We start from the raw sequence: 22,674 nt of genomic DNA, 5'->3' as shown, positions 1-22,674 counted from the left end.
GAGAGGGCCGGCCCGGGCACGCCCGGCTCACGCCACCCGCACGACCACCTTGCCGAACCCGCTGGACTTGTCGAAGTACCGGTACGCCTCATGCACCTCGGCGTAGTCGAACACCCGGTCCACCACCGGCCGTAGCCCGTGCGCGGACACCGCCGCCAGCATGGTCTCCAGGTGCGTCCGGCTGCCGACGAACACCCTGCGGATGGTGGCCATGCTCGACGCGTACGCCGCGTTGGAGATCTCGATCCCCGGCCTCGACGCGCTGCCGGTGATCAGGAGCACGACCTGCCCGTACAGCCCCGTCGCCCGCATCGACTGCTCGATGGTCTTCGGCCCGTTGGTCTCCACGACCAGGTCGACGCCGGCCCCGCCGGTCAGCTCGCGCACGGCGCTGCCCCAGTCGGGGGTGGTCGCGTAGTTGACGACGTGGTCTGCGCCCAGTGCCAGCAGCCGCTCGCCCTTGGCCGCGCTGGACGTCGTGGAGATGACGGTGGCCCCCATCAGCTTCGCGAACTGCACGGCGGCCAGCGACACGGCGCCCGTGCCCAGGGTGAGCACCGTCTGACCGGGCAGCAGCGGCTCCCCGCCGGTGAGCGAGTTCCAGGCCGTGGTGCCCGAGCACGGCAGGCTGGCGGCCTCCTCCCAGGTCAGGTGCGCGGGGATCGGCGCGGCCCAGTCCTGGTCCAGCAGCGCGTACTCCGTGAGCATCCCGTCCAGGGTGCACCCCAGCTGGTCGATCAGCCCGACGTTCAGCCGGCCGTCGAGCCACTTCGCGAAGTAGCTGCCGACCACCCGGTCGCCGACCTTGAACCGGGTCACGTCCGGGCCGACGGCGACGACCTCGCCGGCCCCGTCGCTGACCGGGATCACCCCGGGCACGGAAGGCAGCGGGTAGGTGCCGTTGACGATCGCCACGTCGCGGCGGTTGAGGGCGACGGCACGCACCCGCACGACGATGCCGGTCGGGCCGGGTGTGGGCTCCGGGGTGTCCCGGGCGACGATGCCGTCGAACGAGCCGAGACTGTCCAGGTAGTAGGCGCGCATCAGGAGCTCTTGGTGTAGCCGAGGCCCTCGACGATCAGCCCGTCGCGGACCCGCATCAGGTTCACGCCCCGGTTGGAGCCGCCCGGGTACACGTACGTCCAGCGGATGGCGGCCCGGTCGTCGGAGACGAAGACGTCCTCGATCTCGAAGCGCGCGTCCCGGTTCTCGGCGATCGCCCGCCACCACGCCACGCACGCCGCCTTGCCCTCGGTGCGCCTGCCGTCGAGGTTCTCGATGACGCAGTCCTCGGCGATCAGCGCGTCGAGCGCGTCGGCGTCGTGCAGTTGGAACACGTCGTTGTACCGGCGGATGACATCTGCGGTGCTCATGGGTCTCCCTCTCCCTCGCGCCCCTCCGGGCGGCCTGGAAACGATCATGTCCGGGGCGCCGGTGACCAGCAATTCCCCGCGAGGTATCGCCCGTGCCCAAGATCGGCTACAACTGGAGGGTGGACACCCTCGTGCAGCCGGGCCCCTTCGCCGGCGAACTGCGCCGCTGGCGCACCTCCCGCCGGGTCAGCCAGCTCGAACTCGCGATCCGCGCCGGCACCACCCAACGGCACCTGAGCTTCATGGAACGCGGCCGGTCCCGCCCCGGCCGGGAGATCGTGGTCCGCCTCGCCGAGTCACTGGGCCTCACGCTGCGGGAACGCAACGCGCTGCTCCTCGCCGCCGGCTACGCCCCACTGTTCGCCGAGTCCCGGCTGGACGCGCCACTGCTGCGCCCGGTCCGCGACGCGCTGGACAGCATCCTCGACGGGCACCTGCCGTATCCGGCGATCGTGGCCGGCCCGCACGGCGAACTGGTCGCCGCGAACAGCGCACTGTCCGTGCTGACCGAGGGCGCGGCCCCCGAGCTGCTCACACCCCCGGTCAACGTCCTGCGCCTCGCGCTGCATCCCGACGGGATGGCGCGGCGGGTGGTGAACCTCGCCGACTGGGGCCGGCACATCGTGGAGAGCCTGCGCGGCCGGGCCCTGCGCAGCCCCGACTCGGCACTGGACGCACTCCGCACGGAACTGGAGGGCTACCTGCCGCCGGCCGCCCCGCCCGGCCCCGACCACCTGGGCTTCGCCGTCCCCCTGCGGCTGCGCACCGCCGACGGGGAGTTGCGGCTGCTCACGACGCTGACCTCGTTCGCGACGGCCGTGGACGTGACCCTCGCCGAGCTGCACCTGGAGGCGTTCCTCCCGGCCGACGCCGAGACCGCCGCCCTCCTCCGGGCCCGCCACACCCCCTGAGATCAACCCCATCAGACGGTTACGGAGGTCCCCGGCCCGGCACGCACCGGTCCGAGGGGCACACTGCCCGCCAGGCCCGACCGGCCGCCAGCGCTGACGGGCGCGTTGCCCGCCGGGCCGGACCGGCCACCAGCGAACCCTTCGCCGGACGCGGCATCCGATCCCGGATCAAGGACCCGGCCACCCCACCACGCCCCGGCCCACCCGGCAGCCTGGTACGAGACCGACTAGAACCGTCGCGCTGGCGGGTTCGCCCTCAGAGGGTGGCCGCCACCTCGCGCAGCTGGGCGACGACAGCCGTGCATCCGAAGACCGCGACGATGGCGTAGGTGAACATCGCCACGACGAACACGGCAGCGACGGCAAGGCAGATGGCTTCGGCTATCGCTTCGGCGCGGTCATTGGGTGGATGTGTCCGCCTGCGGGCGTGCCGTGGTGGCTTCGTGATGGGCAGTTCCAGGGTTGGGCTGGTCATGGCAGGCGCACCGCCTGGCAGAGTGTTTCGACGAACGAGGCCAGTTGCGCGGGGCTCTGGAAGTCCTGTGGCACGAAGACGTGGGTGACCATGAGTCGGTCGACCATGGCCCGCGTGACCACCGGCTCGCAGCCTGCCGGGGCCTGTGGGCCAGGGCCGACTCCGAATCGGCCGAGGGGGTCACGGAAGATCAGCGCGTCCAGGTCGCCCGGCCCGTACTCGTCGACGAGGCCGACCAGGCACATGGACAAGAGATTGCGTTGGTCAGTGGACAGTTCGAGCATGGGTCCCTCCGGGATAGCGGGCCGCACATGAGCCGTAGGAGGCCACAAGCCCCTGCCTCCCGAGACGTATCGCCCAAGGTAGGCCCTCCCCTTCCCAATTGCAAGAAATTTCAAGAAAGTTCTCCATCTGAGGGCGGGTGAGGTCTCGCGAGGTATCAGATATCTGTTCGCTAGCAGGATGGGCCGGGCATCTGCGAAATTTCGTCCGGACACTTGCTAGAAACTCAGAGAAAGTGCGAGCATCATGGGGATCTGCGCCGACCCCAGGCGTGGCCACGGAAGGAGCGAGTCGTGCGAGACCTCGAGTTCCTGTGGAAAGACACCAACAGCGGCGGTGGCGGATGCCCGGCCCTGTACGCGACCGAGGGCGGCTACGTCGTCCAGGGCGTCAAGCTCACCGACGCCGAGCGGGCGCAGCTTCGCCAGCTCGCCGACGGCGAGGACGGTGTCTTCGTCCCCGCCAACGTCCTCGACCGGCTCCGCGAGGTCGGCTGACCATGGGTATCCCGCTCACCGACGCCGAGTTCGGCGAGGCTCTCGGTACGTTCGCGGACACCGCGTTCCGGCTGGAGCTGCAGCCGGCGTACTCCGAGCCCTGCGAGCACGACACGGTGGCGCGGTTCCTGGCCGGCGACCCTCAACCCCCGACTGAGGTCCCCGAGCTTGCCGACTGGTTCACCCAGGTCGCCAAGCTCACGGGACAGGGAAAGCGGATCGAGAGGGTGCGGGTGCACGAGGACCCGCCGACCGACTACCAACGGTGGGAGCGTTGGATCGGGACCTGGAACACCGGAGCGGGCGAGACGATCCGGTACCTGACCCGGCGGCGTGCCCACGAGGTCGGCCTGCTGCCTGCGGCCGGCAACTTCGACTGGTGGCTCCTGGACTCCCACCGCCTGATCGTCATGCGGTTCGATGACACCGGCCACCGCCTCAGCAACGAACTGATCACCGACCCCGCGAACCTGGTGCAGGCACTCGCCTGGCGAGACCTGGCGGTCCGACACAGCACTCCGGACGACGCCGCATAGCAGGAAGACCTTCACCGTGAACCTCATCCAGGACTGGCTCAACCAGCCCGACGGCATGGCGACCCGCCTGCGTGCCCTGCGCACGCGGGCGGGCCTCGCCAGCAAGAGTCTCGCCGAGGCCAACGGCTGGCCGCCGAGCAAGGTCAGCAAGCTGGAGAACGGCAAACAGGCCCCCGCCGGCGCGGACATCGACGCCTGGGTGAGGACCTGCGGCGGCACCCCGACCGAGGCCCAGGAGCTGCTGGAACTTCTGGAACAGATCCAGGAGAAGCACCAGGACTGGCGACGTCGCATGCGCCAAGGGCAGGCCGAGGTGCAGACCTCCTACAACGAGCTCGTCTCGAAGTCCCGGATGATCCGCCACTTCGAGACCGTCTACGTCCCCGGCCTGATCCAGACGGCCGAGTACGCCCGCCGCGTGTTCTCCGAGATGGTCGTCCTCCACGACCTCGACGTCGAGGACATCGACGCGGCCGTCGCCGCCCGGATGCAGCGCCAGCAGATGCTCTACGACGGAACCCACCAGTTCGAGTTCCTTCTCGCGGAGCCCGTGCTGCGCTGGATGCTCTGCCCGGCGCCCACCATGCGAGGCCAGCTCGACCGCCTCCAGACGATCGTGGGGATGCCCAACATCCGGTTCGGCATCCTCCCCATGGGCAGGCAGCTCGCGACCACCCCGCAGAACTCGTTCCAGCTGTACGACGACCTCGCCGTCAGCGAGACCTTCGTCGGGGAGACCCAGCACGATGCCGACGAATCGGCGGCGTATCTGCGCATCATGGAGCGCCTGTGGAGCGACGCGGTTGTCGGGGAGCCGGCGCGCCAGCTCATCATCGACGCGAGCAAGGCGCTGGGCGCGACTCACGGTGGAGTGCGCGGGAGCGATGCCTAGAGAGCGTCTGACGGGGAGTCGCCGATGCGCGCCGGGGCAGGTGTCGCCGTAACCGCCTGAAGGGGTTGATCTCTCAGAGGGTGGCCGCGACCTCGCGCAATTGGGCGACGAATGCCGTCACCGCCGCGGGCGTGGCGCGCCCCGCGACCGTCGTCGCGAACACCTGGCGCACCGACACCTCGTCGCGGTGCAGCCGGATCAGCGCGATGTCCGCCGGGGCGGCGCGGACGGCGAGGGCCGGGATCAGGGTGACGCCGAGCCCGGCGGCCACGCAGCCGAGTTTGCCGGTCCACTCGCCGACGACGAAGTCGACCCGGGGCTGGAAGCCGAGCGGCAGACTGCCCGCGAGCAGGGTGTTCTCCGGCGTCGCCGATGCGGCGATGAACGACTCCCCGGCCAGTTCGGTGTAGCGCACCGTGCGTCGGCGGGCCAGCCGGTGGGTGCGCGGCACGGCGACGAGCATGTGCTCGTCGAGCAGGTGGTGCAGTTCGAACCGCGCCCGGTCGAGGGGTCGGTCCGGGGCCGCGCTGACCACGGACACGTCGGCGTCCCCGGACTCCAGCCGGTCCAGCAGCGCCGGCGTCAGGCCCTCCACCAGCGACGATGTCACGTCCGGATGCGTGTCGCGGAACGCGGCCAGCGCGCGCGGCACGAGGGCGGCGACGGCGGTCGCGAACGCGCCGACCCGCAGCCGCCCGCCTGTCCCGTCACGGAGCGTCGCCAGCTCGCGCCGGGCGACGTCGAGCCGGTCCAGTACCGCGCCGGTGTGCGCGAGCAGGCAGCGGCCCTCCTCGGTGAGGGCCACGCCCCGGGGCAGCCGGTCGAACAGGAGCGCTCCGGTGTCGGCCTCCAGGGCCGCGATCTGCCGGGACACGGCCGACTGGGTGAAACGCAGCGCCCGGGCGGCCGCGGTGATCGACCCATGCGCGGCGACGGCCCGGAACACTTCCAGCGACTGGATCTGCACCAACCCATGCTAAAACATGATGGGTACGATGCCGAAGAGTCGTTGGTCGCATGCCATCCGGTCACCTAGCGTATTGATCATGACAGTCATCGCCCTGCTCGGCACGGGACACATGGGCGCGCCGATCGCCCGCCGCCTGCTCGGAGCCGGCCACCAGCTCACGGTCTGGAACCGCACCCCGACCCGCATCACCGCGCTCACCGCCCTCGGCGCGCGCCCCGCCGGCACCCCCTCCGAGGCCGTCGCCGGGGCCGAACTCGTGATCACGATGCTCACCGACGCTGCGGCCGTCGACGCCGTGCTCTTCGGACCGGACGGCGCCGCCGGGACACTGGCCCCGGGCGCGACCCTGGTGGACATGTCCACGATCGGCCCGGACGCCGTCCGCGACCTGGCCCGCCGGCTTCCGCCCGGGGTCGACCTCGTCGACGCGCCCGTCGGTGGCAGCGTCGACGCTGCGGCGGCCGGCACCCTCCGGGTGTTCGCCGGCGGCCCTGACCACGCTGTCGACCGGGTGGCCCCGGTGCTCGGGGCGCTCGGGACCGTACGCCGGTGTGGACCCACCGGGAGCGGCGCGGCCCTCAAGCTCGTGCTCAACACGTCCCTGGTCACCGGGCTGGCGGCGCTCGCGGACACCCTGGCCGTCGCGGCGGCGGTCGGGGTCGACCGGGACACGGCGTTGGAGGTACTCGCGCCGGGACCGCTCGGGGGCGCGATCGCCCGGGGGACGGCGACCGGGGCGTCGTTCGCGATCGCCCTGGCGGCCAAGGACATCGACCTGGCGTTGGCTGCCCTCGGTGACGCGCCGGCCCCGGTCGCCCGCGCCGCGTCGGGCACGCTGCACGCCGCCGCCGACCAGTCAGCCGACCTGGCGACCCTCGTCTGAGCGGACACGTTCCCGGGCCCTGCCGTTGGGCGTCCCGGCACCGGTCCCAGGGCCGCAACGCCCCGGCGCCTGTCGACGAACCAGCCGTGCCGCTCCCGCGCGTCCGGCCGCCATGTCGGTCTGGCTTCCGGGTCGGTCGCGTCGCGGCACCCATCACTCCAAGGAGAACCACATTGAAGTTGACCCTCGACAATCCGGCCGGCGTGTCCGCACCCTACGGCGACCGGTTCGCCCACGTTGCGCGCCTCGACCCCGGCCCCGGAGCCCTCCTCGTCACGTCCGGTCAGATCGCGGCCGACGACACCGGCGCGGTGGTCGGTCCGGGCGACATCACCGCCCAGTCCGAGCGGATCTTCGAACTCCTCGGGGAGATCCTCGCCGCGCACGGGGCGGGGCTCGCGGACATCGCGCACATCCGGACGTTCATGACCGACCTGGGCGACCTGCCGGGCTACGGCGCGGTCCGCAGGAGGCTGTTCCCGGGCACGCCGCCGGCCAGTACCACTGTGGAGGTGCGGCGGCTGTTCCATCCGGACGCGTTGTTGGAGGTGGAGGTCACGGCGGTGGTGCCGCGCTAGACCGGGCCGACGTAGACCCAGTGGCCCGCGTCGCGGAGGAAGCGGCTGTGCTCGTGCATCGTCCCGGGCCGGCCGCCTTCGCGGTAGTGCGCCCGGAACTCCACCGTGCCCTCGGTGTCGAACAGCCCGCCGCCGGTGCCGCCGAGCACCTCCAGCCGGACCCACCGCAGGTCAGGGTCCAACTCCAGCTCCCGCGGCCGGGTGCTCGGGTGCCACGACCGCAGCAGGTATGCCACGTCCCCGACCGCGAACGCGCTGAACCGGGAGCGCATCAGCGTCTCGGCGGTCGGGGCGGACTGGCCGGCGTGGAAGCGCCCGCAGCACGCGTGGTAGGGCTCGCCGAGCCCACAGGGACAGGTGTCAGGTGCCATCCGCCCATTGTCCCGACCCGCCTTGGGGCACCGTGCGGGGACACGGGTACCGCGGTCAGCGCCGCTCGCCGAGCATGCCCACGATCCGGCGCAGCTGTTCGGCGTACCGGGCCTCGAACTCCGGGGAGTCCGGCTCGACGCCGAACAGTTGCCGGACGATGTGTGGCAGCGTGATCGGGGCCATCACCATGCTCATCATGGCGAGCATGAACGACGCCGGATCCAGGTCGGCGGCCAGTTCGCCGAGTTCCTGGCGGCGGTACAGGTCGGAGAGGTCCTCGGCCGGCTCCGGCGGCGCGACGTCCTCGTCGGCGAGCCCGTGCCACAGGACGAGCCGGATCGCCTGCGGGTTCGTGAGCACCTCGTGCAGGTACCGGGTGGTGAGGTCGGAGATCGACAGGTCCGGGGTGGCGAACTCGGCCTCGCGTCGCAGCCACTCGCTCCGCAGCGCGGTGTAGAGCCCCTCCTTGCCGCCGAAGTAGTAGTTGATCAGGCGTTTGTTGACGCCGGCGCGGTCGGCGATGTCCTGCACCCGCGCGCCCGCGTACCCCTTGGCCGCGAAGACCTCCAGCGCGGCGGTGAGGAGGTGCCGGCGCGAGCGTTCGGCGTCGCGCTGCCGTTCCTCGGGGGCCGGGGTGCGCCGACTGCCGGTGGGTGCCTCCATCGGCTCAGGCTACTTCACCTGCGGGGGAACTCTATTCCCCAACTGGTGCATTGACGTTAATTCCCCAACTGGTTAACATCGACGGGACTCCTCCGAAAGGGACACTCGTCATGATTCTGGTAACCGGAGCCACCGGAAACGTCGGTCGGCACGTCGTCACCCAGCTGCTCGAGGCCGGCGAGAAGGTCCGCGCGATCAGCCGCGACCCGGGCACCGCCGGCCTGCCCGACGGCGTGGAGGTCCTCGAAGGCGACCTCCGCCGCCCCGAGACCCTGCCGGCGGCCCTCCGCGACGTCGACCGGGCCTACCTGTTCCCGGTGCACGGGGCGCTCGACGACTTCCTGACCGCGGCCGGCGACGAGGGCGTCGGCCGGATCGTCCTGCTGTCCTCGATGGCCGTGAACTTCGAGCAGACCAACGACATCGCCCGCTGGCACGCCGAGTGCGAGCGGTCCGTGCGCGACTCGGGTCTGCCGTGGACGTTCCTGCGGCCCGGGGCGTTCATGGCCAACGACCTGGGCTGGGCCGGGATGATCCGGCACGGGGGCGTGGTCCGCGCGGCGTACGGGGACGCGGCCAGCGCGCCCATCGACGAGCGGGACATCGCCGAGGTGGCGGTGCGTGCGCTGTTGGACGACGGGCACGTGGGGGAGGCGTACACCCTGACGGGGCCGGCGTCGCTCACCCAGACCGACCGGGTCCGGATCCTCGGCGAGGTGCTGGGCCGCGAGCTGCGGTTCGAGGAGCTGACCCCGGAGCGGGCCCGCGAGGAGATGGCGGCGTTCATGCCGGCCGGCGTGGCCGAGGTGCTGGTGCGCCTGCTCGCGTCCGCCTCGGGCACGACGGCGGAGATCGAGCCGGCGTTCGAACGGATCACCGGCCGGGCCGGCGGCACGTACGCGCGCTGGGTCGCGCGCCGTGCCGCCGACTTCCGCTGACCGGTCCGGAGAGCCGGTCCTCGCGCGGTTCGGGCCGGTAGCCCGGGTCCGGGCCGCCGGGCGGTCAGCGGAGACCCGGTACCTCGGTGACCAGGTAGGGCGGGGTGCCGGGCGCGGACGGCAGTTGGCTGTTCACCCACAGCAGCCGGCCCCGGTCCCTGGCGATCGTCGTCGGGCCGACCTTCCCGCTCACGGCGGCGGAGTCCGCGACGACCCGCGCGGCCGTGTAGTCGCGGTTCAGCTCGACGAGCCGGGTGAGGAACTCCCACTCGCCGGCGGCGTTCGACCGGTTCCACACCCCGTAGAGCCGGCGGCCCTCCAGCAGGAAACCGTCGCCGGAGAAGATCTGACCGTCGGCGATCCGCACGGCGCTGACCTTGCGGGTCGCCAGATCGATCCGGTACGTCACGTCCGCCGCCTGCTCGCCCACCAGCAGCACCCGACCGTCCGAGCTCGTCACGATCCCGTTGAGGAACTGCGGCACCGGGTCGAACGCGCCGACCGTCACCCACGGGGCCAGCTGGCCGACCCGGTCGCCGGTGAGCGCGGCGCGCCAGATGGTCTGGTTGACGGAGTCGGTGACGTACACGGCGTCGGACGTGAAGGACATGTCGTTGAGGAACGACGCCGACGCGTCCACGGTGCGCTGGGCCAGCAGGCGGCCCGAACGGTCGTACACGAACAGGCTGCCGGTGGCCGCGCCCGCGACGAACAGCCGGCCGCGCCGGTCGCGGTGCACGCCGGTCGCCGAGGTCCGGCCGTCGGTGCCCGGGGCGAGGAAGGGGCGCAGGTCCGGCTCGCAGACGTGGCCACGGTAGACGGCGCCGGTCGCGACGCTGGTGACGTACATGGTGCCGTCGGAGGTGACCTCGATGCCCTCGGGGTTGGCCCCGGGCTCGCGGTTGATGACGTACTCCTTGATCAGGCCGGTGTTCGCCGAGGCCGGTGCCCCGAGGGCGACAGCTCCGGCCGTGGCGGCCAGGGCCGCGACGCCGGTCTTCAGAACGCTTCGTCTGTCCATGCCGACGAGGATCGCCGGCCGGGCGGTGCCGCCACCACGCCTTTCAGCGGTGCCTGAAACCCCGCCGGTCGTGACGGAACGGTGATCTCCGCCCCGCATGCTGGACCGGTGCTGCGCATCCACTTCACACCGGCCGACCTGGGCAGGGTCACCCTCGCCACCGGCCCGGACGTGATGCTCGAGCTGCAACACAGCGTGCTGATGCTCAACGGCGCGTGGGGCGGCTCGTGGACCGGCCGGTGGCGCCGCTCGGTGCTGCCGAAGCTGTCCCCGAGGATCCGCCCCGTCCTCGACCTGATGCCGGTCCTCGGCACCAGACCCGACTTCCTCACCCCGGTCGGGGCCCGCGACTTCCGTACGGCGCTCGACCGGGTGGTGTCCGCCCCGACGGCGCAGATCCGCGCGGAGCTGGCCGAGACCGGCGCGCTGTCCCCGTGGGCGCGCGACCTCGCGACCGGGAACACGTCGGCGCGCAGGGAGCTGGGGGCGGTGCTCACGGCGTACCACAATGTGGGTCTCGCGCCCGAGTGGCACACCGTCTCCGCCCGGGTGACGGCCGACCGTGCGACCCGGGGTCAGGTGCTGCTCGACGCCGGCCTCGACCGGCTGCTGGACACCCTGCACCCGGACATCCGGTGGACGGCCCCGACCCTGACGATCCGCTGCCCGGCAGCCCCGGACCAGGCGCTGGACTTCCACCTCGACGGCGGCGGTCTGACCCTGGTGCCGCTGTTCTTCGGCGGGGTGTCGAGCTTCGTGCAGCCGCCTGTCGGCCCGGCCGTGCTCGCGTACCCGATCCCGCACGACCCGACCCCGGCTGCCCCCGGCGACAGGTTGGTGTCCCTGCTCGGCCGGACCCGCGCGGCCGTCCTGTCGACGCTGTCGAACGCCGGCTCGACGACCCAGGTCGCCCAGCGGGTGGGCACGTCGGTGGCGTCGGCGAGCCAGCACGCGACGGTGCTGCGCGACGCCGGCCTGATCACGACGACCAGGGTGGGCGGCTCGGTGGTACACGCGCTGACCCCGCTGGGCGCCGATCTCATCCGGGACACCGCAATCTCGAAGAATCCACAGTAGACCGGCCGTCGATACGCTGGCCTCTTCCTGGGAGGCGGTGGTCGGGCATGCCAGACGGCAGCGCGGTGGTTCTCGGCGGCAGCATGGCCGGCCTGCTGACCGCGAGGGTCCTGTCCGAGTTCTACGGCCAGGTCACGGTCGTGGAACGCGACGAGCTCCCGGACGGCTCGGCCCAGCGCCGCGGCGTCCCCCAGGGTCGGCACCTGCACGCCCTGCTCGCCCGCGGCGGCGAGGTCCTCGACGAACTGTTCCCCGGCCTGACCGCCGACCTGATCGGGGCCGGCGCGCCGAGCGGTGACCTGCTGGGCGGCATCCGCTGGCTGCTGTCCGGGCACCGGATCCGCCAGGTCGACATCGGACAACCGGTGCTGTTTCCCAGCCGGCCGCTGCTGGAGGGCCAGGTCCGGGCTCGCGTCCGGGCCCTTCCGGGGGTACGCCTCGCCGACGGCCGCGACATCGTCGACCTGACCGCCAGCACCGACCGGACGACCATCACCGGGGTGACCGTCCGCGACGGCGCCGGGCGGACCACCACGATCAGGGCGGACCTGGTGGTCGACGCGACGGGCCGGGGCTCGCGTACCCCGCTGTGGTTGGAAGGTCTGGGTTTTGCGCGGCCCACGGCGGACCGGGTGCACACCGACGTCGGCTACGCCTCGCGCACCTACGACATGCCGGACGACGCCCTGGGCACCGACCGGCTCATCCTGGTGAACTGGACGCGGGAGCATCCCCGGGGCGCGGGGATCGCCCGCCAGGAGGACGGCCGGTACATGGTCACGCTGGTCGGCCTGCTCGGCGACTACCCGCCCACCGACCCCGACGGCTTCGTCGACTTCGCCGCCGGGGTGCCCCTGACGGACGTGCACCGCCTGATCAACGAGGGCAAGCCCCTCGACGACCCGGTCGCCTTCCGCTACCCGGCCAACATCCGGCACCGCTACGAGCACCTCACCGGCTTCCCCGAAGGCCTGCTGGTCCTCGGCGACGCCGTGTGTTCGTTCAATCCGGTCTACGGCCAGGGGATGACCGTGGCCGCCCTGCAGGCCGCGGCGCTGCGCCGGCACCTGCTGGGCAACCCGTCGCCGAGCTGGCGGCGGTATTTCCGCGAGATCGCGCGGGTGGTCGACGTGCCGTGGCAGCTGGCGACGGGGGCGGATCTGGCGTTCCCCGAGGTGCTGGGGCACCGGTCGCTGAAGACCCGGCTGGTCAACGCGTACCTGCCGCACCTGCACGCCGCCGCCGTCACGGACGCTTCGCTGTCGGCGGCGTTCGTCCGGGTCACGGGCCTGCTCGACCGCCCGGAGGGCCTGCTCCGCCCGGACCGCCTCCTCCGGGTACTCCGCGCAGCCCTGTCGCGCTGACCCGCGTCTTCCGGCCTTCATAGCCCTCCATCGGCGTGTCGACGAACCCTGACCCGTAGGCGCGGGACGGCAGCACACCTGATGATGGGGCGACCATAGAAGGCGACGGCCTGCGCCTAGATGGTCGTGGACGACAACCTGGGAGGCCGCGAATGAAGGATGACGGGATGCCTGTCGATCAGATGAACGCCGCGACGATCAGCGACACCGTGAACCGTCTCATCGGCACCGGGACCAGGGCCGTGAAGCTCGGCCACGGCAGCTTCCTCACGCTGGACCTCACGGGCAACACCGGCGACTGGCACCTGTGGATCTACGGCGCGGCCTGGCGGATCGACTCCGCGACCGAGATCCTCGCCGGCTCCGAGGACGACCGAGACACCCTGGAGACCGCCGTGCGCGCGATCGAGGGCCGGGTCCTGACGGCGGTGTCGGTGTCCGGCCCGAGCCTGGGACTGGAGCTGGTGTTCGACGAGGTGGCGCTCCGGGTCTTCCCGATCCACTCGACGGACATGAACCACTGGCTGCTGTACACGCCGCCAGGTCCTGTGCTGGTCGCCGGACCCGGAACCAGCTGGGAGTGGACCGAATAGCGCGATGAGGGCCCGGCGAGTTGTCGACGGGCCCTCAGCCCCGTTCGGAGGCCTCCGCGACGTCCGCGACCACCGCGCCCAGCTCCCGCCCGTCCCCGGAATCCACCATTCCCGCGAACAACGCCATCGCCCCCGTCCCCAGGATCGACCGCCGCCGCTCATGATCGAGCATCGGCGCCCCGGGATCCCCGGCGGCCCGCAGCGCCAGCCCTTCGGCCAACGCCGTCAACAGGACCGAAAGCTGCTCGAACGTCACCCCGGGCCGCAGCCGCAACCCTCGGGCGGCGAACACCGATTCGCACATCGCCGACCAGTGGTCCGTGATGTCCCGGTACACCGACGTCATGGCCCCGCGGAGCTGCTCGTCCTGCTCCGCCCACGCGGTGAGCAGGAACCGGAACCGCATCGCCGTGGAAGCGGTCCCCGACACGTACACCATGTCCCGGTACGCGATCTCCTCTAGCGCCGCCACGAAATCCCCGCCGGACAGTGCCGGCACCGCCTGCTCGGCGAGCTCGGTGTGCAGCGACCAGCGCCGGATCCGCAGCGTGTACCGCGCGAGGTCCGACAGGTAGTCCGGAAAGTACGCCCACCGGTCGCGGAACGACCCGACACTGGACCGTTTCGCCAGCTCCGACGGCTCGTCGGCCACCTCGGCGATCACGGTCTCCCTGGTGAGGGTGGCCAGCGGCCGGGTGAACCCCTCGGTGGGCACGGCGAAGAACTCCCGGTCCACCAGCCGGGTACCGGCCTCCAGATACGACCGGGTGAGCGGATGGTTGGCGAGCCGGCCGCGCACCACCGGATCGCGGCGGTTGAGATTGACCACGATCCCGCTCAGGTCGTCTTCGTCGAACACGGTCGGCGACCTCTCTCCGGTTACCTCCGCGCCGGGAGGTCCATCCACGACGGTCCGCGCTGGCCGTATACGCCGCGCGCGTTTCCACCGTACAACGGTGCCATGAAGATCGTGTGTTCCGGAGAGTTCATCGCCAAAGTCGCCGTCTGCTGTTTCCTCACCGGTCTGGCGTTGGGTTTCCTCGCCACCCGGTGAACCATGTGGTGCCGGCCCACCGGCCGGCACCACAGTCAGGTTCAGCGCTCGACGCTGAACCGCACCGTGCTGCTCTTGTCGCCCTCCACGTCGACCGTCAGGTCGTCGAGGTGTTCGAGCAGCAGGTCGAGGTCCTCGGCCTTGAGCCCGCTGATGTCGAACGCCGCACCCTTCTGGCGCAGGGCGTCGTTGACCTTGTCCTTGGCCTGGTCCGGCAGCATGGTGCCGAGCTTCACGCCGGCCCGAAGGAGCTGGATCGGCACCCGGACGTTCACCTTCTTGCCGTGCTCCCCGTGCTCGGTGACCATCACCCGCAGATACCTGGGCCGGCCCTGGGCCGCCACGGCGTCGCCCCCGGCGGCCGGGGCCCCGTCGTGGTCCAGCGCGGCGAGCAGAAAGCCGCCCTCCTCGGCGGTGACCTGCCCGGACGCCACCATCTGCAGTACCTGCATGCGCTCGTCGTTCATGTTCTCTCCCCTGGAGTTGTCACTGGCGGGACCGCAGTTCCGTGACGGCCTCGTGCACGTCGATCTCGCCTCGCTGGAGCCGTTCCAGCACCTCTGACCGGGACGGGGCGGGGTCGGTGTCGATGTACTCGAGACTGTTGGCGATCCGGTTCAACCGGTTCTTGATCGTCGGGTAGCTCACCCCGAAGATCCGCTCCATCTCCTTGATGGAACCGTGGCAGCGGACGAACGCCGTGACGAACACCTGGTCGGAGACCTCCAGCTGCGCGAGCTGCGGCAACTCGAAGGCCCCCTCGATCACGATCCCGCGCTCCGGCAGCCGCACCCGCTCGACGACCAGCGGCTGCCCCTGGGTGAGCTGCGTCAGCTCCTGCCATTCCATACCCCTATGCTGCCTGAGAAATCTTAAGATCACAACACCCAGAACTTAACTTCTTTGATTTTACGATTGAGAAACTCACTCAGTAGCGAAGGCGCAACAGCCTGTGGCCAAGACCTTGCGGTTGCCCCGGATCCCTCACCTGTCGCCGACAAGGGGGAACCCGTTGACCCGTCCAGCGGGAGCCGGCCATCGACGAGGAGGCCGACGACGCAGGCCAGTGCGAGGCCGACAGGAGCGGTAACTCGGTTGCCGTTTCCGGCGCGGTGCCTAGGCTCGGTGCCGGGGGCGGGAAGTGTCTCAGGGCCCTCGAACCCGACACGGAAGGCTGCCCTCCACATGTCATCCATCCACCAGCATCCCCTCGCCTACCTCCTCGGCCTGGAGGGAGTGGCCCTGCTGCGGGCGTTCGCCGGCGAACACGACCGTGACTTCACCGCCGCCCGGATCGCCGAGATCCGCGACCTCCTCGACCGCGCCGACGAGTTCGGGGCCGGCACCGACATCCCGGTCATGCCGACCGAGCATGGCTACGACAACTGGGCCGTGACCTACGACGGCGAGCCCAACGGGGCCTTCCCCATCCAGGATGAGGTCCTGCTCCCCGTGCTGGACGAACTCGAGCCGGGAGTGACCATCGACGCGGCGTGCGGCACCGGCCGGATCAGCCGCGAACTCGCCCGACGCGGCCACCGAGTCCTCGGATTCGACATCTCACCGGGCATGCTGGCCCGCGCGCACGACAACGTCCCCGAAGCGGAGTTCGCGGAAGCCTCCTTCACCGCGCTCCCCGTCGACGACGCGAGCGCCGACCACGTCGTGTGCACACTCGCCCTGTCCCACCTGCAGGACCTGGGACTGTTCTTCGCCGAGGCGGCCCGCGTCCTCAAGCCGGGCGGACACCTGATCATCTCCACCATGCCCGGTCACTTCATCGGGTCGACCCTGTACCCGCTCTTTGAGCACGACACCGACGGAAACGTCGGCTACATGCGCAACTGGCGCCACTCCACAGGCGAGTACCTGCGCGCCGCACTCCAGCACGGATTCCTGGTCCGCGCCTGCGAGGAACCCGCCCGCCCGGTAACGGTCGAGCCGGATGATGTCGCCGAACCCCTCGACCTGACCCAGCCGCCGGACGTCTGGGCCCTGCACCCCTGGATCCCCGAAGCCGCGAACGCCGCCCGCGCCGGCATGACGGCCCTCGTCCTCTGGCACTTCCAACTCGCGGAGTGACCGGAGTCGCATGTCTCTGAGCTGCTAAATCCGGCGACAAGCCGCTGTCTGTGCGCCTACCGTGGTCGATGCATGTATGACAACGAAGGAACAACAATGACACTGATGGCAGAGGAGACCCGGACCCGGTTCAGCGACCTCATCCCCTGGGAACCCCGCCCGATCCACCAGTTCCACCTCCTCCTCACCCGCCTGCGCGACGAGGAGCGCCGCCGGGCCGGCGACCAGCTGGACCTGGAAACCCATTTCCGGGTACGCGACTGGACCGCCCGACTCCGCGCCCACGGCCTCGTGGTGGCCTACGACCCGACGTCCGAACAGGGCTTCAGCCTCGTTCCGGCCCGACCGGGCGTGGACACGGACCTGGTGCGCGTGCCGCTGGCCCTGGCGAAACTGTAGTCCACGGTGAGTCGCCAGCCGCCGTCGTGCTTGCGGGCGATCGTGTGGAAGCGGCCGTAGCCGGACCGCTGTTCGTCCTTCGTGGGCAGTACCCGTTGGTAGAGGCCGCGCTCGGAGGCGAGATCGGAGGTGACGTGGCCTTCGGAGAAGCGGAATCGCAGGTCGACCGTGGCGCCCAGGGCCGACATCTCGGCGAGGAACTCACCGGTGCGCCCGCGTGTGCTCGGCCAGCTGAACGGCGAACGGCACACGTGCGCATGAGGCCGGTGAGAGCCGGAGGCCGGATGGAACGGAAGGCCTTTCCGCTCACGTTCATCCGGCCGGGCGCGCCGGTTCCGTTCTGGCCTCCAGCGCCTTTCTGAAGACCTTGGCGGTGTGGTCGTCGGCAGGGTGGAAGGTCTCCAGCGACAGCTCCGCCACGGTCATGTCGGTGGTGGCGCCGAACGTCGTGATGGTGCTGAACAGTCGAATCTCGGTGTCGAACAGGCGCATGTGCAGCTGGGTCAGAACGCTGTCGTCCACCACTGCCCCGGTGCCCACGTGTGTGTCCGCGTACCCCGACACCTCCTGGTACAGGGAGCGCAGGCTCGGCAGTCCTGAGTGGATCATCTGCCGGTAGAGCCGTCCGAGCATGTGCTCGCGCCACTCCGCCAGGTTCACGATCTGGCGGGCCAGTCCGTCCGGGTGCAGCGCCACGCGCATGAGATTGACGGGCGGTTCGAGCAGTCTGGCGGGGAGGTCGCGGGCGAGCAGCGCGGCCCCGCGGTTCATCGAGACGATGTCCTCGTCGGCGTCGAGGGCCAGAGCGGGGAAGGGTTCGTAGGCCTCGAAGAGGCGTTCGATGGTCTGGTTGACGAGCCTGAGCCGGGGGGAGTCCAGCCGGGACCGTTCGAAGGCCGGCGCGTATCCCGCCGCCACGTACAGGGCGTTGCGGTGCCTGACGGGGACGTCAAGATGGTCCGCCAGCCGCGATAGCAGGGCTCGACTGGGCCGCGAGCGGCCGGTCTCCACGAAGCTCACATGCCGGGCTGAGGTGTCCGCCAGGTGGGCAAGGTCCAGTTGGGGCAGATTCCGTCGCTGTCGCCACTCCCGGAGCAGCGGCCCGACGTGGATGTCTGCCCGTTCACTTCGCTGTGATCAGGTCGAGGAGGAACCGCGCTGTGTCGGCGATGACGTCGTCGAAGTGCGTGCTGTTGCCCGGATAGTGGAATCCGTGTTCGGCGTGTTCGTACTCGCGAAGCGTGCACTCGTTGCCCGAGCGCTCCATCGCGTCTCGGTACCGCCGCACGCTTTCGATCGGCTCGACCTCGTCGCGGGTGCCGTGGTGAATCAGTGTCGGTGGGTTTCCCGGCTGTACGAACTCGATCATTGAGTAGTCGGTCAGTCGGCCTTCGCGGATGCCGGCCTGCTGTTCGAGGCTGCGTTGTGCGTCTGGGGCGAGGGAGCGTAGATCGAGCCCGGCGGGGTTGAGGGCCACGACGGCTGCGACGCCGGGCTTCGGTGCCGGGGCGGGCTCGTTCGGGGCGATCATCGCGGCGACCAGGGCGAGGTGAGCCCCAGCCGAACTGCCACCCGAGGCCAGACGCGATGCTCCCAGGCCGCGCTGGTCGGCCAGTCGCGCGAACTGTTCGATCGCGCGCCGGACATCTGCGATGCAGTCGTCGATGCTGGCGGCGCCGTGCCCGAGCAGTCGGTACCCGGCGGAGGCCGCGAGGATTCCGCGTGCCGCCAGGGTGCGGCAGTGCGGCGCGAGGGTGTCGGCCGATCCCTGGCGCAGCGCGCCGCCGTGGAACATGACGATGCCCGCACGGGGCGGTGTGCCGTCGCCCGGTTCGAAGACCAGCAGGGGCAGTTCACTGCCGTCGGCGGCTTGATAGAGCGTCGAAGACTCGCGGGAGGCCGTCGTCATGGGCGTTGAGACAGGTTCGCCGGCCATTGACCGCATCGCTGGCTGCGGGTCTTCTCCTGCGCCCTTCACCTAGATCAAACTACGCTCCAGGTTCCAGAAATGGGCGCGAGTTTCGAGCCGATCGCAGTGTTTCCGGACAGCGCCGCGAACGGTCCACACGGTTGACCGCCGGTCGGTGGCCAACCCGTTCCAGGCGCGCACGCTACTGCGGGCGGTTCGCGATCAGCAGGGCAGCGGCCCGCGCCTGGTGGCGTTCTTCGGGTGCCTCTGCTTGGCTGCGATGCGACCCGAGGAGGCCGTAGCCCTCGCCATGGAGAACCTGTCGATTCCCGAAGCGGGGTGGGGAGAGATTCATCTGGAGTTCGCGGAGCCCTACGCGGGAAGGCGTGGACCGACAGCGGGGCGAACCGTGAGCGGCGTCAGCCCAAGCAGCGGGCCATCGGAGAGACCAGGACGGTACCGTGCCCGCCCGAGCTGACGGCTCTCCTGCACGAGCACATCAAGCTGTTTGGCACCGCCGACGACGGTCGGCTGTTCGTGGGGGAGCGCAACGGCAGCGAACTGCCGAAGTTCACGATCAACCGAACGTGGAGGAAAACAAGGGCGAGCGTCTTCACCGCGTCCGTCGCTGCCGGCCCGCTCGCCGCGACGCCCTATGACCTGCGGCACGCCGCAGTGTCCACGTGGCTCAACGGGGGAGTGCCGTCCACCGATGTAGCTGAGTGGGCGGGGCACTCGGTGGAGATCCTGCACAAGATCTACGCCAAGTGCCTCGATGGCGGGACGGAGATTCTGCGGCAGCGAGTGCAGGCCGCATTCGGTCATCGGCCCGCGCAAAACTTGCGCACGTATTTGGCATGAGCAGCCGCTGAGAGCCGGAAACGGCCGTGGATAGCCGGGTAAGACGAGAGAAGCCTCTGACCGCCAAACGGCTGGTCAGAGGCTTCTTTTGCCTGTTCAGACTGTGGTGCCCCCGGCAGGATTCGAACCTGCGCTTCTGCCTCCGGAGGGCAGCGCTCTATCCCCTGAGCTACGGGGGCCCTTGCGAACCTCGGAAAGACTAGCAGACCACCCCCGGCGCCCCCTATTCGGTAGCCCCGCCCGAGCACACCGCCCCGGGCTCCAGGCTGGCCGTCACCCGGTACTTCTGCAGGAACTGGCCGATCCGCTTGTCGCTCGCGCTGTCGACCCCGAGCTGGTACCCCCAGGCCTGGATCGAGATCTTCGGCCCCTGCCCCGGAAAAGGACTCATCAACGTGTACTCCACGCCACGCACCCTCGCAGCCAACTTCTCCACGTCCGCGGCCCCCACCCGCTGCGGGTCGTAGGTGATCCACACGGCCCCGTGTTCCAGGCTGTGCACGGCCTTCTCCGAAGTGATCTTCTTGGTGTACACGTCGCCCATGCAGTTCTGCCAGACCGGGAAGTGCGGGCCGCCGGCCGGTGGGGACATGGGGTAGGTCACCGGGTCGGTGGTGTGGTTCTGCGTCAGCGCGCCGGGGTTGGTGGTCCGGTAGTCGACGAGGCCGGTGATCGCCCCGGTCGGGGTGCCTTGACCGGTCGGGGTGGAGTCGCGGTTGAGGGCCCAGACGAGCGCGGCCGAGCCGAGCAGGACGATGACGAGCGTCACGGCGACGAGCCCGACGACCAGACCGACGTTGACGCCGGACCGGCCGGGGGGCTGCTGCGGCGAGTAGCCGGGCGTCCCGTAGGCCGGCTGCCCGTACGGCGGGGCCTGACCCGCGCCGTAGGGCCCGGACGGCGAGCCGTAGGCCCCCGGCTGCGCCCCATACGGCGCGGCATACGGTGCGGCAGGCTGCGCCCCGTAGGGCGCTGCGGCGTACGGGTCGGCTCCCGGTGCGGGAGCCGCGTAGGGGTTGGACTGCCACGGGGACGCTCCGGTCTGTGCCGGCTGCTGCCCCGCCCAGTCCTGTCCTGTCACCTGCGACGCGTGCCCCAGGATCTCCTGCGACGAGCCCGGCTGCGCGGGGGAGCCGACCTCGTCCTGCCCGGGCACGTACCAGGTGGGGCTCCCCGACGGCGGACTCGGCACGGGCGGGCCCGGGATCAGGGGCGACTGGGGGTCCTCGGCCGGCCACAGCGGCTGGTGCGCGGGCCCGGCCTGGGCCGGAGCTGACGCCGGGGCCTGATTCTCCGGCCAGTACAGCGGAACGCCGCCCTCGGGCGGTGCCGGGACGGCGGACGGGTCAGGTTGCGGCTGCGAAGGCGTCGTCACCGCCGCATCTTAGTACCGGACGGGGGAGAACCGGACAGTGCAGTGTGGCGGAAACGACACTAAGCCGCCCCAGCGATGCTGGGACGGCTCAGTAGAGGTCTGACTAGGCAGACAGCTTGGCGAAGTCGGTCGCGATCGACGACTTGCGGTTCGCGGCCTGGTTCTTGTGGATGACGCCCTTGCTCGCAGCCTTGTCCAGCTTGCGGGTGGCGTCCTTCAGGAGCTCACCAGCAGCCTCGACGTTGCCGCCCGTGACCGCCTCGCGGTACTTACGGATGGCGGTCTTCAGCGAAGACTTGACCGCCTTGTTGCGCAGGCGAGCCTTCTCGTTCTGCCGGTTGCGCTTGATCTGGGACTTGATATTCGCCACGCGACACAGCCTCGGTCTTGTGAGTCGGGTCATTTACCAAACGCACGCCGTCCTCACGGATCAGATCCACGAATGGGCACGCGCGAATTGCAAGGTTACCAGCCCGCGCCGTTGGGGCCAAAATGAGCCCAACTCAGACCCGGACCCAGGCCGGGGACACCTGGACGGAACCCCAGGTCAGGAGCTTAGTTCAGCGTCCAGCCCCGTCGTTGGGCGATCCACCGCACCGTGGCCTCGCCGGACCACGTCTGGTGCTGGCGCAGCCAGGGCGACGCCGGGATGAAGTCGTGCGAGCCGGCCACCAGCCAGTATCCGGCGACGGCCGCGAGGAGCGCGTCCACCTGTTCCGGGGACACGCCGGTCATGCACGGCTGGGCGGCGAGCAGAGCCGAGGTGTCCCGGCCCGCCGCGAACGCCGGGACCAGCAGCGGCGGCAGGTCGAGCCAGCTGGCGGCGAGCGCCGGCCAGTTCCAGTCGCAGAACCACGGGGCGCCCTCGCCGTCGAGGACGACGTTGTCCATCCGCAGGTCGTGGTGGACGACGGCCGTGCCGGCGGTGGCCGGGGCCCAGCCGTCCTCCAGTACGGCGAGTGGGGTGATCAGTTCGCGGGGGAACCAGTCGCCCAGGATCGATGAGGGGATCTCCCCGGCGGCGATCCGTCGCCAGCCGGCGAAGGCCGGGCCGTTGTCGTCCTCGGCTGTGTTCAGGCCCACGTCGAGGAGCGCCTGGGACGGGGTGGCCAGGGCGTCGATCACCCCGTGCCAGGAGGCGAGCACCCGGTCCAGGTCGTCGAGGCCGGGCATCCGGGCGCTGTCGACCGGGTCGAGGGCGAGGACGACCCAGCCGTCGACCTGGTCGATCCAGTGCACGCGGGGGACCGGTACCCCGGAAGGAAGGGCCTGGTTGATCACGGCCTCGCGCCGGTAGTTGGCGGCGATGTGGGGGCTGTCGGTCTCGCTGACCGCTTTCACGAAGAACTGGCCGGAGCCGCGCACCACGGCCGCGAATCCGCCGGAGAAGCCGGCGCCGGCGGACGGGCCGGACGTGACCGGTCCGCCGAGCCGGTCGGAGACCAGGGAACGGACGGATTCCGGCAGGGAATCCCATGCCGGGCGGACCGCGGTGGCGGTGTAGTCGACGGCGGGGTTGCGCATGGTCATGATCGTGCACCAGCCACCAGCCGGGGTGCCACGCGGTTT

29 protein-coding genes and 1 tRNA gene are annotated in these 22,674 nt (G+C 70.7%); 13 read left to right on the top strand and 17 right to left on the bottom strand.

All coding sequences use genetic code 11. The features are described from left to right. Positions 1-27: 27 nt before the first annotated feature. Both IW245_RS23630 and IW245_RS23625 read right to left on the bottom strand, forming a co-directional pair. A complete protein-coding gene (locus tag IW245_RS23630; RefSeq protein WP_197005356.1) occupies positions 28-1,044 on the bottom strand; it encodes a zinc-dependent alcohol dehydrogenase family protein in 1,017 nt (338 codons plus the stop codon). Further along, on the bottom strand, positions 1,044-1,373 hold the full coding sequence (locus IW245_RS23625; RefSeq protein ID WP_197005355.1) for a nuclear transport factor 2 family protein: 330 nt from the start codon (positions 1,371-1,373) through the stop codon (positions 1,044-1,046). The genes IW245_RS23630 and IW245_RS23625 overlap by 1 nt, the downstream gene beginning before the upstream one ends. Before the next feature lie 92 nt (positions 1,374-1,465). Between IW245_RS23625 and IW245_RS23620 the strand changes: the two genes are divergently transcribed. Continuing rightward, a complete protein-coding gene (locus IW245_RS23620; protein WP_233473149.1) occupies positions 1,466-2,284 on the top strand; it encodes a helix-turn-helix domain-containing protein in 819 nt (272 codons plus the stop codon). Positions 2,285-2,540: 256 nt separating this feature from the next. On the opposite strand, the gene IW245_RS23615 is transcribed toward IW245_RS23620, so the two are convergent. Together IW245_RS23615 and IW245_RS23610 are read right to left on the bottom strand one after the other, a co-directional pair. Beyond that, positions 2,541-2,759 (bottom strand): hypothetical protein, encoded by a 219-nt coding sequence (locus tag IW245_RS23615; RefSeq protein ID WP_197005354.1) that lies wholly within the window; start codon positions 2,757-2,759, stop codon positions 2,541-2,543. Next, entirely contained in the window at positions 2,756-3,043 is a 288-nt protein-coding gene (locus IW245_RS23610) for a hypothetical protein (protein ID WP_197005353.1), read from the bottom strand. The genes IW245_RS23615 and IW245_RS23610 overlap by 4 nt, the downstream gene beginning before the upstream one ends. A gap of 291 nt (positions 3,044-3,334) precedes the next feature. On the opposite strand from IW245_RS23610, the gene IW245_RS23605 reads away from it, so the two are divergent. The 3 genes from IW245_RS23605 to IW245_RS23595 are packed head-to-tail and all read left to right on the top strand — an operon-like array spanning position 3,335 to position 4,966. Continuing rightward, positions 3,335-3,538 carry a lipid A biosynthesis lauroyl acyltransferase gene (locus IW245_RS23605; protein WP_197005352.1) on the top strand — a complete coding sequence of 68 codons (204 nt, stop codon included), beginning with the start codon at positions 3,335-3,337 and terminating at the stop codon, positions 3,536-3,538. A gap of 2 nt (positions 3,539-3,540) precedes the next feature. Next, positions 3,541-4,074: a DUF6879 family protein gene (locus IW245_RS23600; protein WP_197005351.1), complete on the top strand. Its 534-nt coding sequence runs from the start codon at positions 3,541-3,543 to the stop codon at positions 4,072-4,074. 16 nt (positions 4,075-4,090) lie between these two features. Then, a complete protein-coding gene (locus IW245_RS23595; protein WP_197005350.1) occupies positions 4,091-4,966 on the top strand; it encodes a helix-turn-helix domain-containing protein in 876 nt (291 codons plus the stop codon). A 73-nt stretch (positions 4,967-5,039) separates the two neighbouring features. On the opposite strand, the gene IW245_RS23590 is transcribed toward IW245_RS23595, so the two are convergent. After that, positions 5,040-5,933, bottom strand: a complete 894-nt coding sequence (locus IW245_RS23590) for a LysR family transcriptional regulator (RefSeq protein WP_197005349.1) — start codon at positions 5,931-5,933, stop codon at positions 5,040-5,042. 79 nt (positions 5,934-6,012) lie between these two features. Here IW245_RS23590 and IW245_RS23585 point away from each other — a divergent pair, with 79 nt between their 5' ends. Beyond that, complete coding sequence (locus tag IW245_RS23585) at positions 6,013-6,819, top strand: NAD(P)-dependent oxidoreductase (protein ID WP_197005348.1); 807 nt, start codon at positions 6,013-6,015, stop codon at positions 6,817-6,819. 173 nt (positions 6,820-6,992) lie between these two features. Further along, complete coding sequence (locus IW245_RS23580) at positions 6,993-7,397, top strand: RidA family protein (protein WP_197005347.1); 405 nt, start codon at positions 6,993-6,995, stop codon at positions 7,395-7,397. On the opposite strand, the gene IW245_RS23575 is transcribed toward IW245_RS23580, so the two are convergent. After that, complete coding sequence (locus tag IW245_RS23575; RefSeq protein WP_197005346.1) at positions 7,394-7,768, bottom strand: YchJ family protein; 375 nt, start codon at positions 7,766-7,768, stop codon at positions 7,394-7,396. The genes IW245_RS23580 and IW245_RS23575 overlap by 4 nt on opposite strands. Before the next feature lie 55 nt (positions 7,769-7,823). After that, a complete protein-coding gene (locus IW245_RS23570) occupies positions 7,824-8,432 on the bottom strand; it encodes a TetR/AcrR family transcriptional regulator (RefSeq protein WP_197005345.1) in 609 nt (202 codons plus the stop codon). A gap of 110 nt (positions 8,433-8,542) precedes the next feature. Between IW245_RS23570 and IW245_RS23565 the strand changes: the two genes are divergently transcribed. Next, the gene (locus tag IW245_RS23565; protein ID WP_197005344.1) at positions 8,543-9,370 is read left to right on the top strand and encodes an SDR family oxidoreductase; all 828 of its coding nucleotides are present in this window, start codon (positions 8,543-8,545) and stop codon (positions 9,368-9,370) included. A 64-nt stretch (positions 9,371-9,434) separates the two neighbouring features. Here the strand turns inward: IW245_RS23565 and IW245_RS23560 are convergent, their stop codons facing one another. Next, positions 9,435-10,391, bottom strand: a complete 957-nt coding sequence (locus IW245_RS23560) for an SMP-30/gluconolactonase/LRE family protein (protein WP_197005343.1) — start codon at positions 10,389-10,391, stop codon at positions 9,435-9,437. Positions 10,392-10,499: 108 nt separating this feature from the next. On the opposite strand from IW245_RS23560, the gene IW245_RS23555 reads away from it, so the two are divergent. From IW245_RS23555 to IW245_RS23545, 3 genes are all read left to right on the top strand, one after another. Next, positions 10,500-11,468 (top strand): ArsR/SmtB family transcription factor, encoded by a 969-nt coding sequence (locus IW245_RS23555; RefSeq protein ID WP_197005342.1) that lies wholly within the window; start codon positions 10,500-10,502, stop codon positions 11,466-11,468. 47 nt (positions 11,469-11,515) lie between these two features. Further along, positions 11,516-12,832: an FAD-dependent oxidoreductase gene (locus tag IW245_RS23550; RefSeq protein ID WP_197005341.1), complete on the top strand. Its 1,317-nt coding sequence runs from the start codon at positions 11,516-11,518 to the stop codon at positions 12,830-12,832. A 167-nt stretch (positions 12,833-12,999) separates the two neighbouring features. Next, entirely contained in the window at positions 13,000-13,425 is a 426-nt protein-coding gene (locus IW245_RS23545) for a hypothetical protein (protein ID WP_197005340.1), read from the top strand. Positions 13,426-13,459: 34 nt separating this feature from the next. On the opposite strand, the gene IW245_RS23540 is transcribed toward IW245_RS23545, so the two are convergent. The 3 genes from IW245_RS23540 to IW245_RS23530 all read right to left on the bottom strand — a co-directional run bounded on the left by IW245_RS23540 (position 13,460) and on the right by IW245_RS23530 (position 15,328). Further along, on the bottom strand, positions 13,460-14,284 hold the full coding sequence (locus IW245_RS23540; RefSeq protein ID WP_197005339.1) for a hypothetical protein: 825 nt from the start codon (positions 14,282-14,284) through the stop codon (positions 13,460-13,462). A 236-nt stretch (positions 14,285-14,520) separates the two neighbouring features. After that, positions 14,521-14,946: a hypothetical protein gene (locus IW245_RS23535; RefSeq protein ID WP_197005338.1), complete on the bottom strand. Its 426-nt coding sequence runs from the start codon at positions 14,944-14,946 to the stop codon at positions 14,521-14,523. Positions 14,947-14,965: 19 nt separating this feature from the next. After that, on the bottom strand, positions 14,966-15,328 hold the full coding sequence (locus tag IW245_RS23530; protein ID WP_197005337.1) for a DUF2089 domain-containing protein: 363 nt from the start codon (positions 15,326-15,328) through the stop codon (positions 14,966-14,968). Positions 15,329-15,664: 336 nt separating this feature from the next. Between IW245_RS23530 and IW245_RS23525 the strand changes: the two genes are divergently transcribed. Then, a complete protein-coding gene (locus tag IW245_RS23525) occupies positions 15,665-16,561 on the top strand; it encodes a class I SAM-dependent methyltransferase (RefSeq protein ID WP_197005336.1) in 897 nt (298 codons plus the stop codon). A gap of 96 nt (positions 16,562-16,657) precedes the next feature. After that, on the top strand, positions 16,658-16,960 hold the full coding sequence (locus IW245_RS23520) for a hypothetical protein (protein WP_197005335.1): 303 nt from the start codon (positions 16,658-16,660) through the stop codon (positions 16,958-16,960). 312 nt (positions 16,961-17,272) lie between these two features. Here IW245_RS23520 and IW245_RS23515 read toward each other — a convergent pair whose 3' ends face one another. Next, positions 17,273-18,058, bottom strand: coding sequence for a helix-turn-helix domain-containing protein (locus tag IW245_RS23515; RefSeq protein WP_267920121.1), 786 nt, complete (start codon positions 18,056-18,058; stop codon positions 17,273-17,275). 25 nt (positions 18,059-18,083) lie between these two features. Next, positions 18,084-18,869, bottom strand: a complete 786-nt coding sequence (locus tag IW245_RS23510; RefSeq protein WP_197005333.1) for an alpha/beta hydrolase — start codon at positions 18,867-18,869, stop codon at positions 18,084-18,086. A gap of 537 nt (positions 18,870-19,406) precedes the next feature. Here IW245_RS23510 and IW245_RS23505 point away from each other — a divergent pair. After that, positions 19,407-19,730, top strand: coding sequence for a site-specific integrase (locus IW245_RS23505; RefSeq protein WP_197005332.1), 324 nt, complete (start codon positions 19,407-19,409; stop codon positions 19,728-19,730). Positions 19,731-19,834: 104 nt separating this feature from the next. On the opposite strand, the gene IW245_RS23500 is transcribed toward IW245_RS23505, so the two are convergent. The 4 genes from IW245_RS23500 to IW245_RS23485 all read right to left on the bottom strand — a co-directional run bounded on the left by IW245_RS23500 (position 19,835) and on the right by IW245_RS23485 (position 22,629). After that, positions 19,835-19,909: transfer RNA gene (locus tag IW245_RS23500), tRNA-Arg, on the bottom strand. A 44-nt stretch (positions 19,910-19,953) separates the two neighbouring features. Beyond that, positions 19,954-21,105 carry a thioredoxin-like domain-containing protein gene (locus IW245_RS42340; protein WP_197005331.1) on the bottom strand — a complete coding sequence of 384 codons (1,152 nt, stop codon included), beginning with the start codon at positions 21,103-21,105 and terminating at the stop codon, positions 19,954-19,956. A gap of 103 nt (positions 21,106-21,208) precedes the next feature. Beyond that, on the bottom strand, positions 21,209-21,475 hold the full coding sequence (gene rpsT / locus IW245_RS23490) for a 30S ribosomal protein S20 (protein WP_197005330.1): 267 nt from the start codon (positions 21,473-21,475) through the stop codon (positions 21,209-21,211). 185 nt (positions 21,476-21,660) lie between these two features. Beyond that, a complete protein-coding gene (locus IW245_RS23485) occupies positions 21,661-22,629 on the bottom strand; it encodes a phosphotransferase (RefSeq protein WP_197005329.1) in 969 nt (322 codons plus the stop codon). Between the last annotated feature and the right edge of the window lie 45 nt (positions 22,630-22,674).

The sequence above is a fragment of the Longispora fulva genome, assembly GCF_015751905.1.
Classification (GTDB): Bacteria; Actinomycetota; Actinomycetes; order Mycobacteriales; family Micromonosporaceae; genus Longispora; species Longispora fulva.
This window is presented reverse-complemented; position numbering and strand designations above follow the sequence as displayed.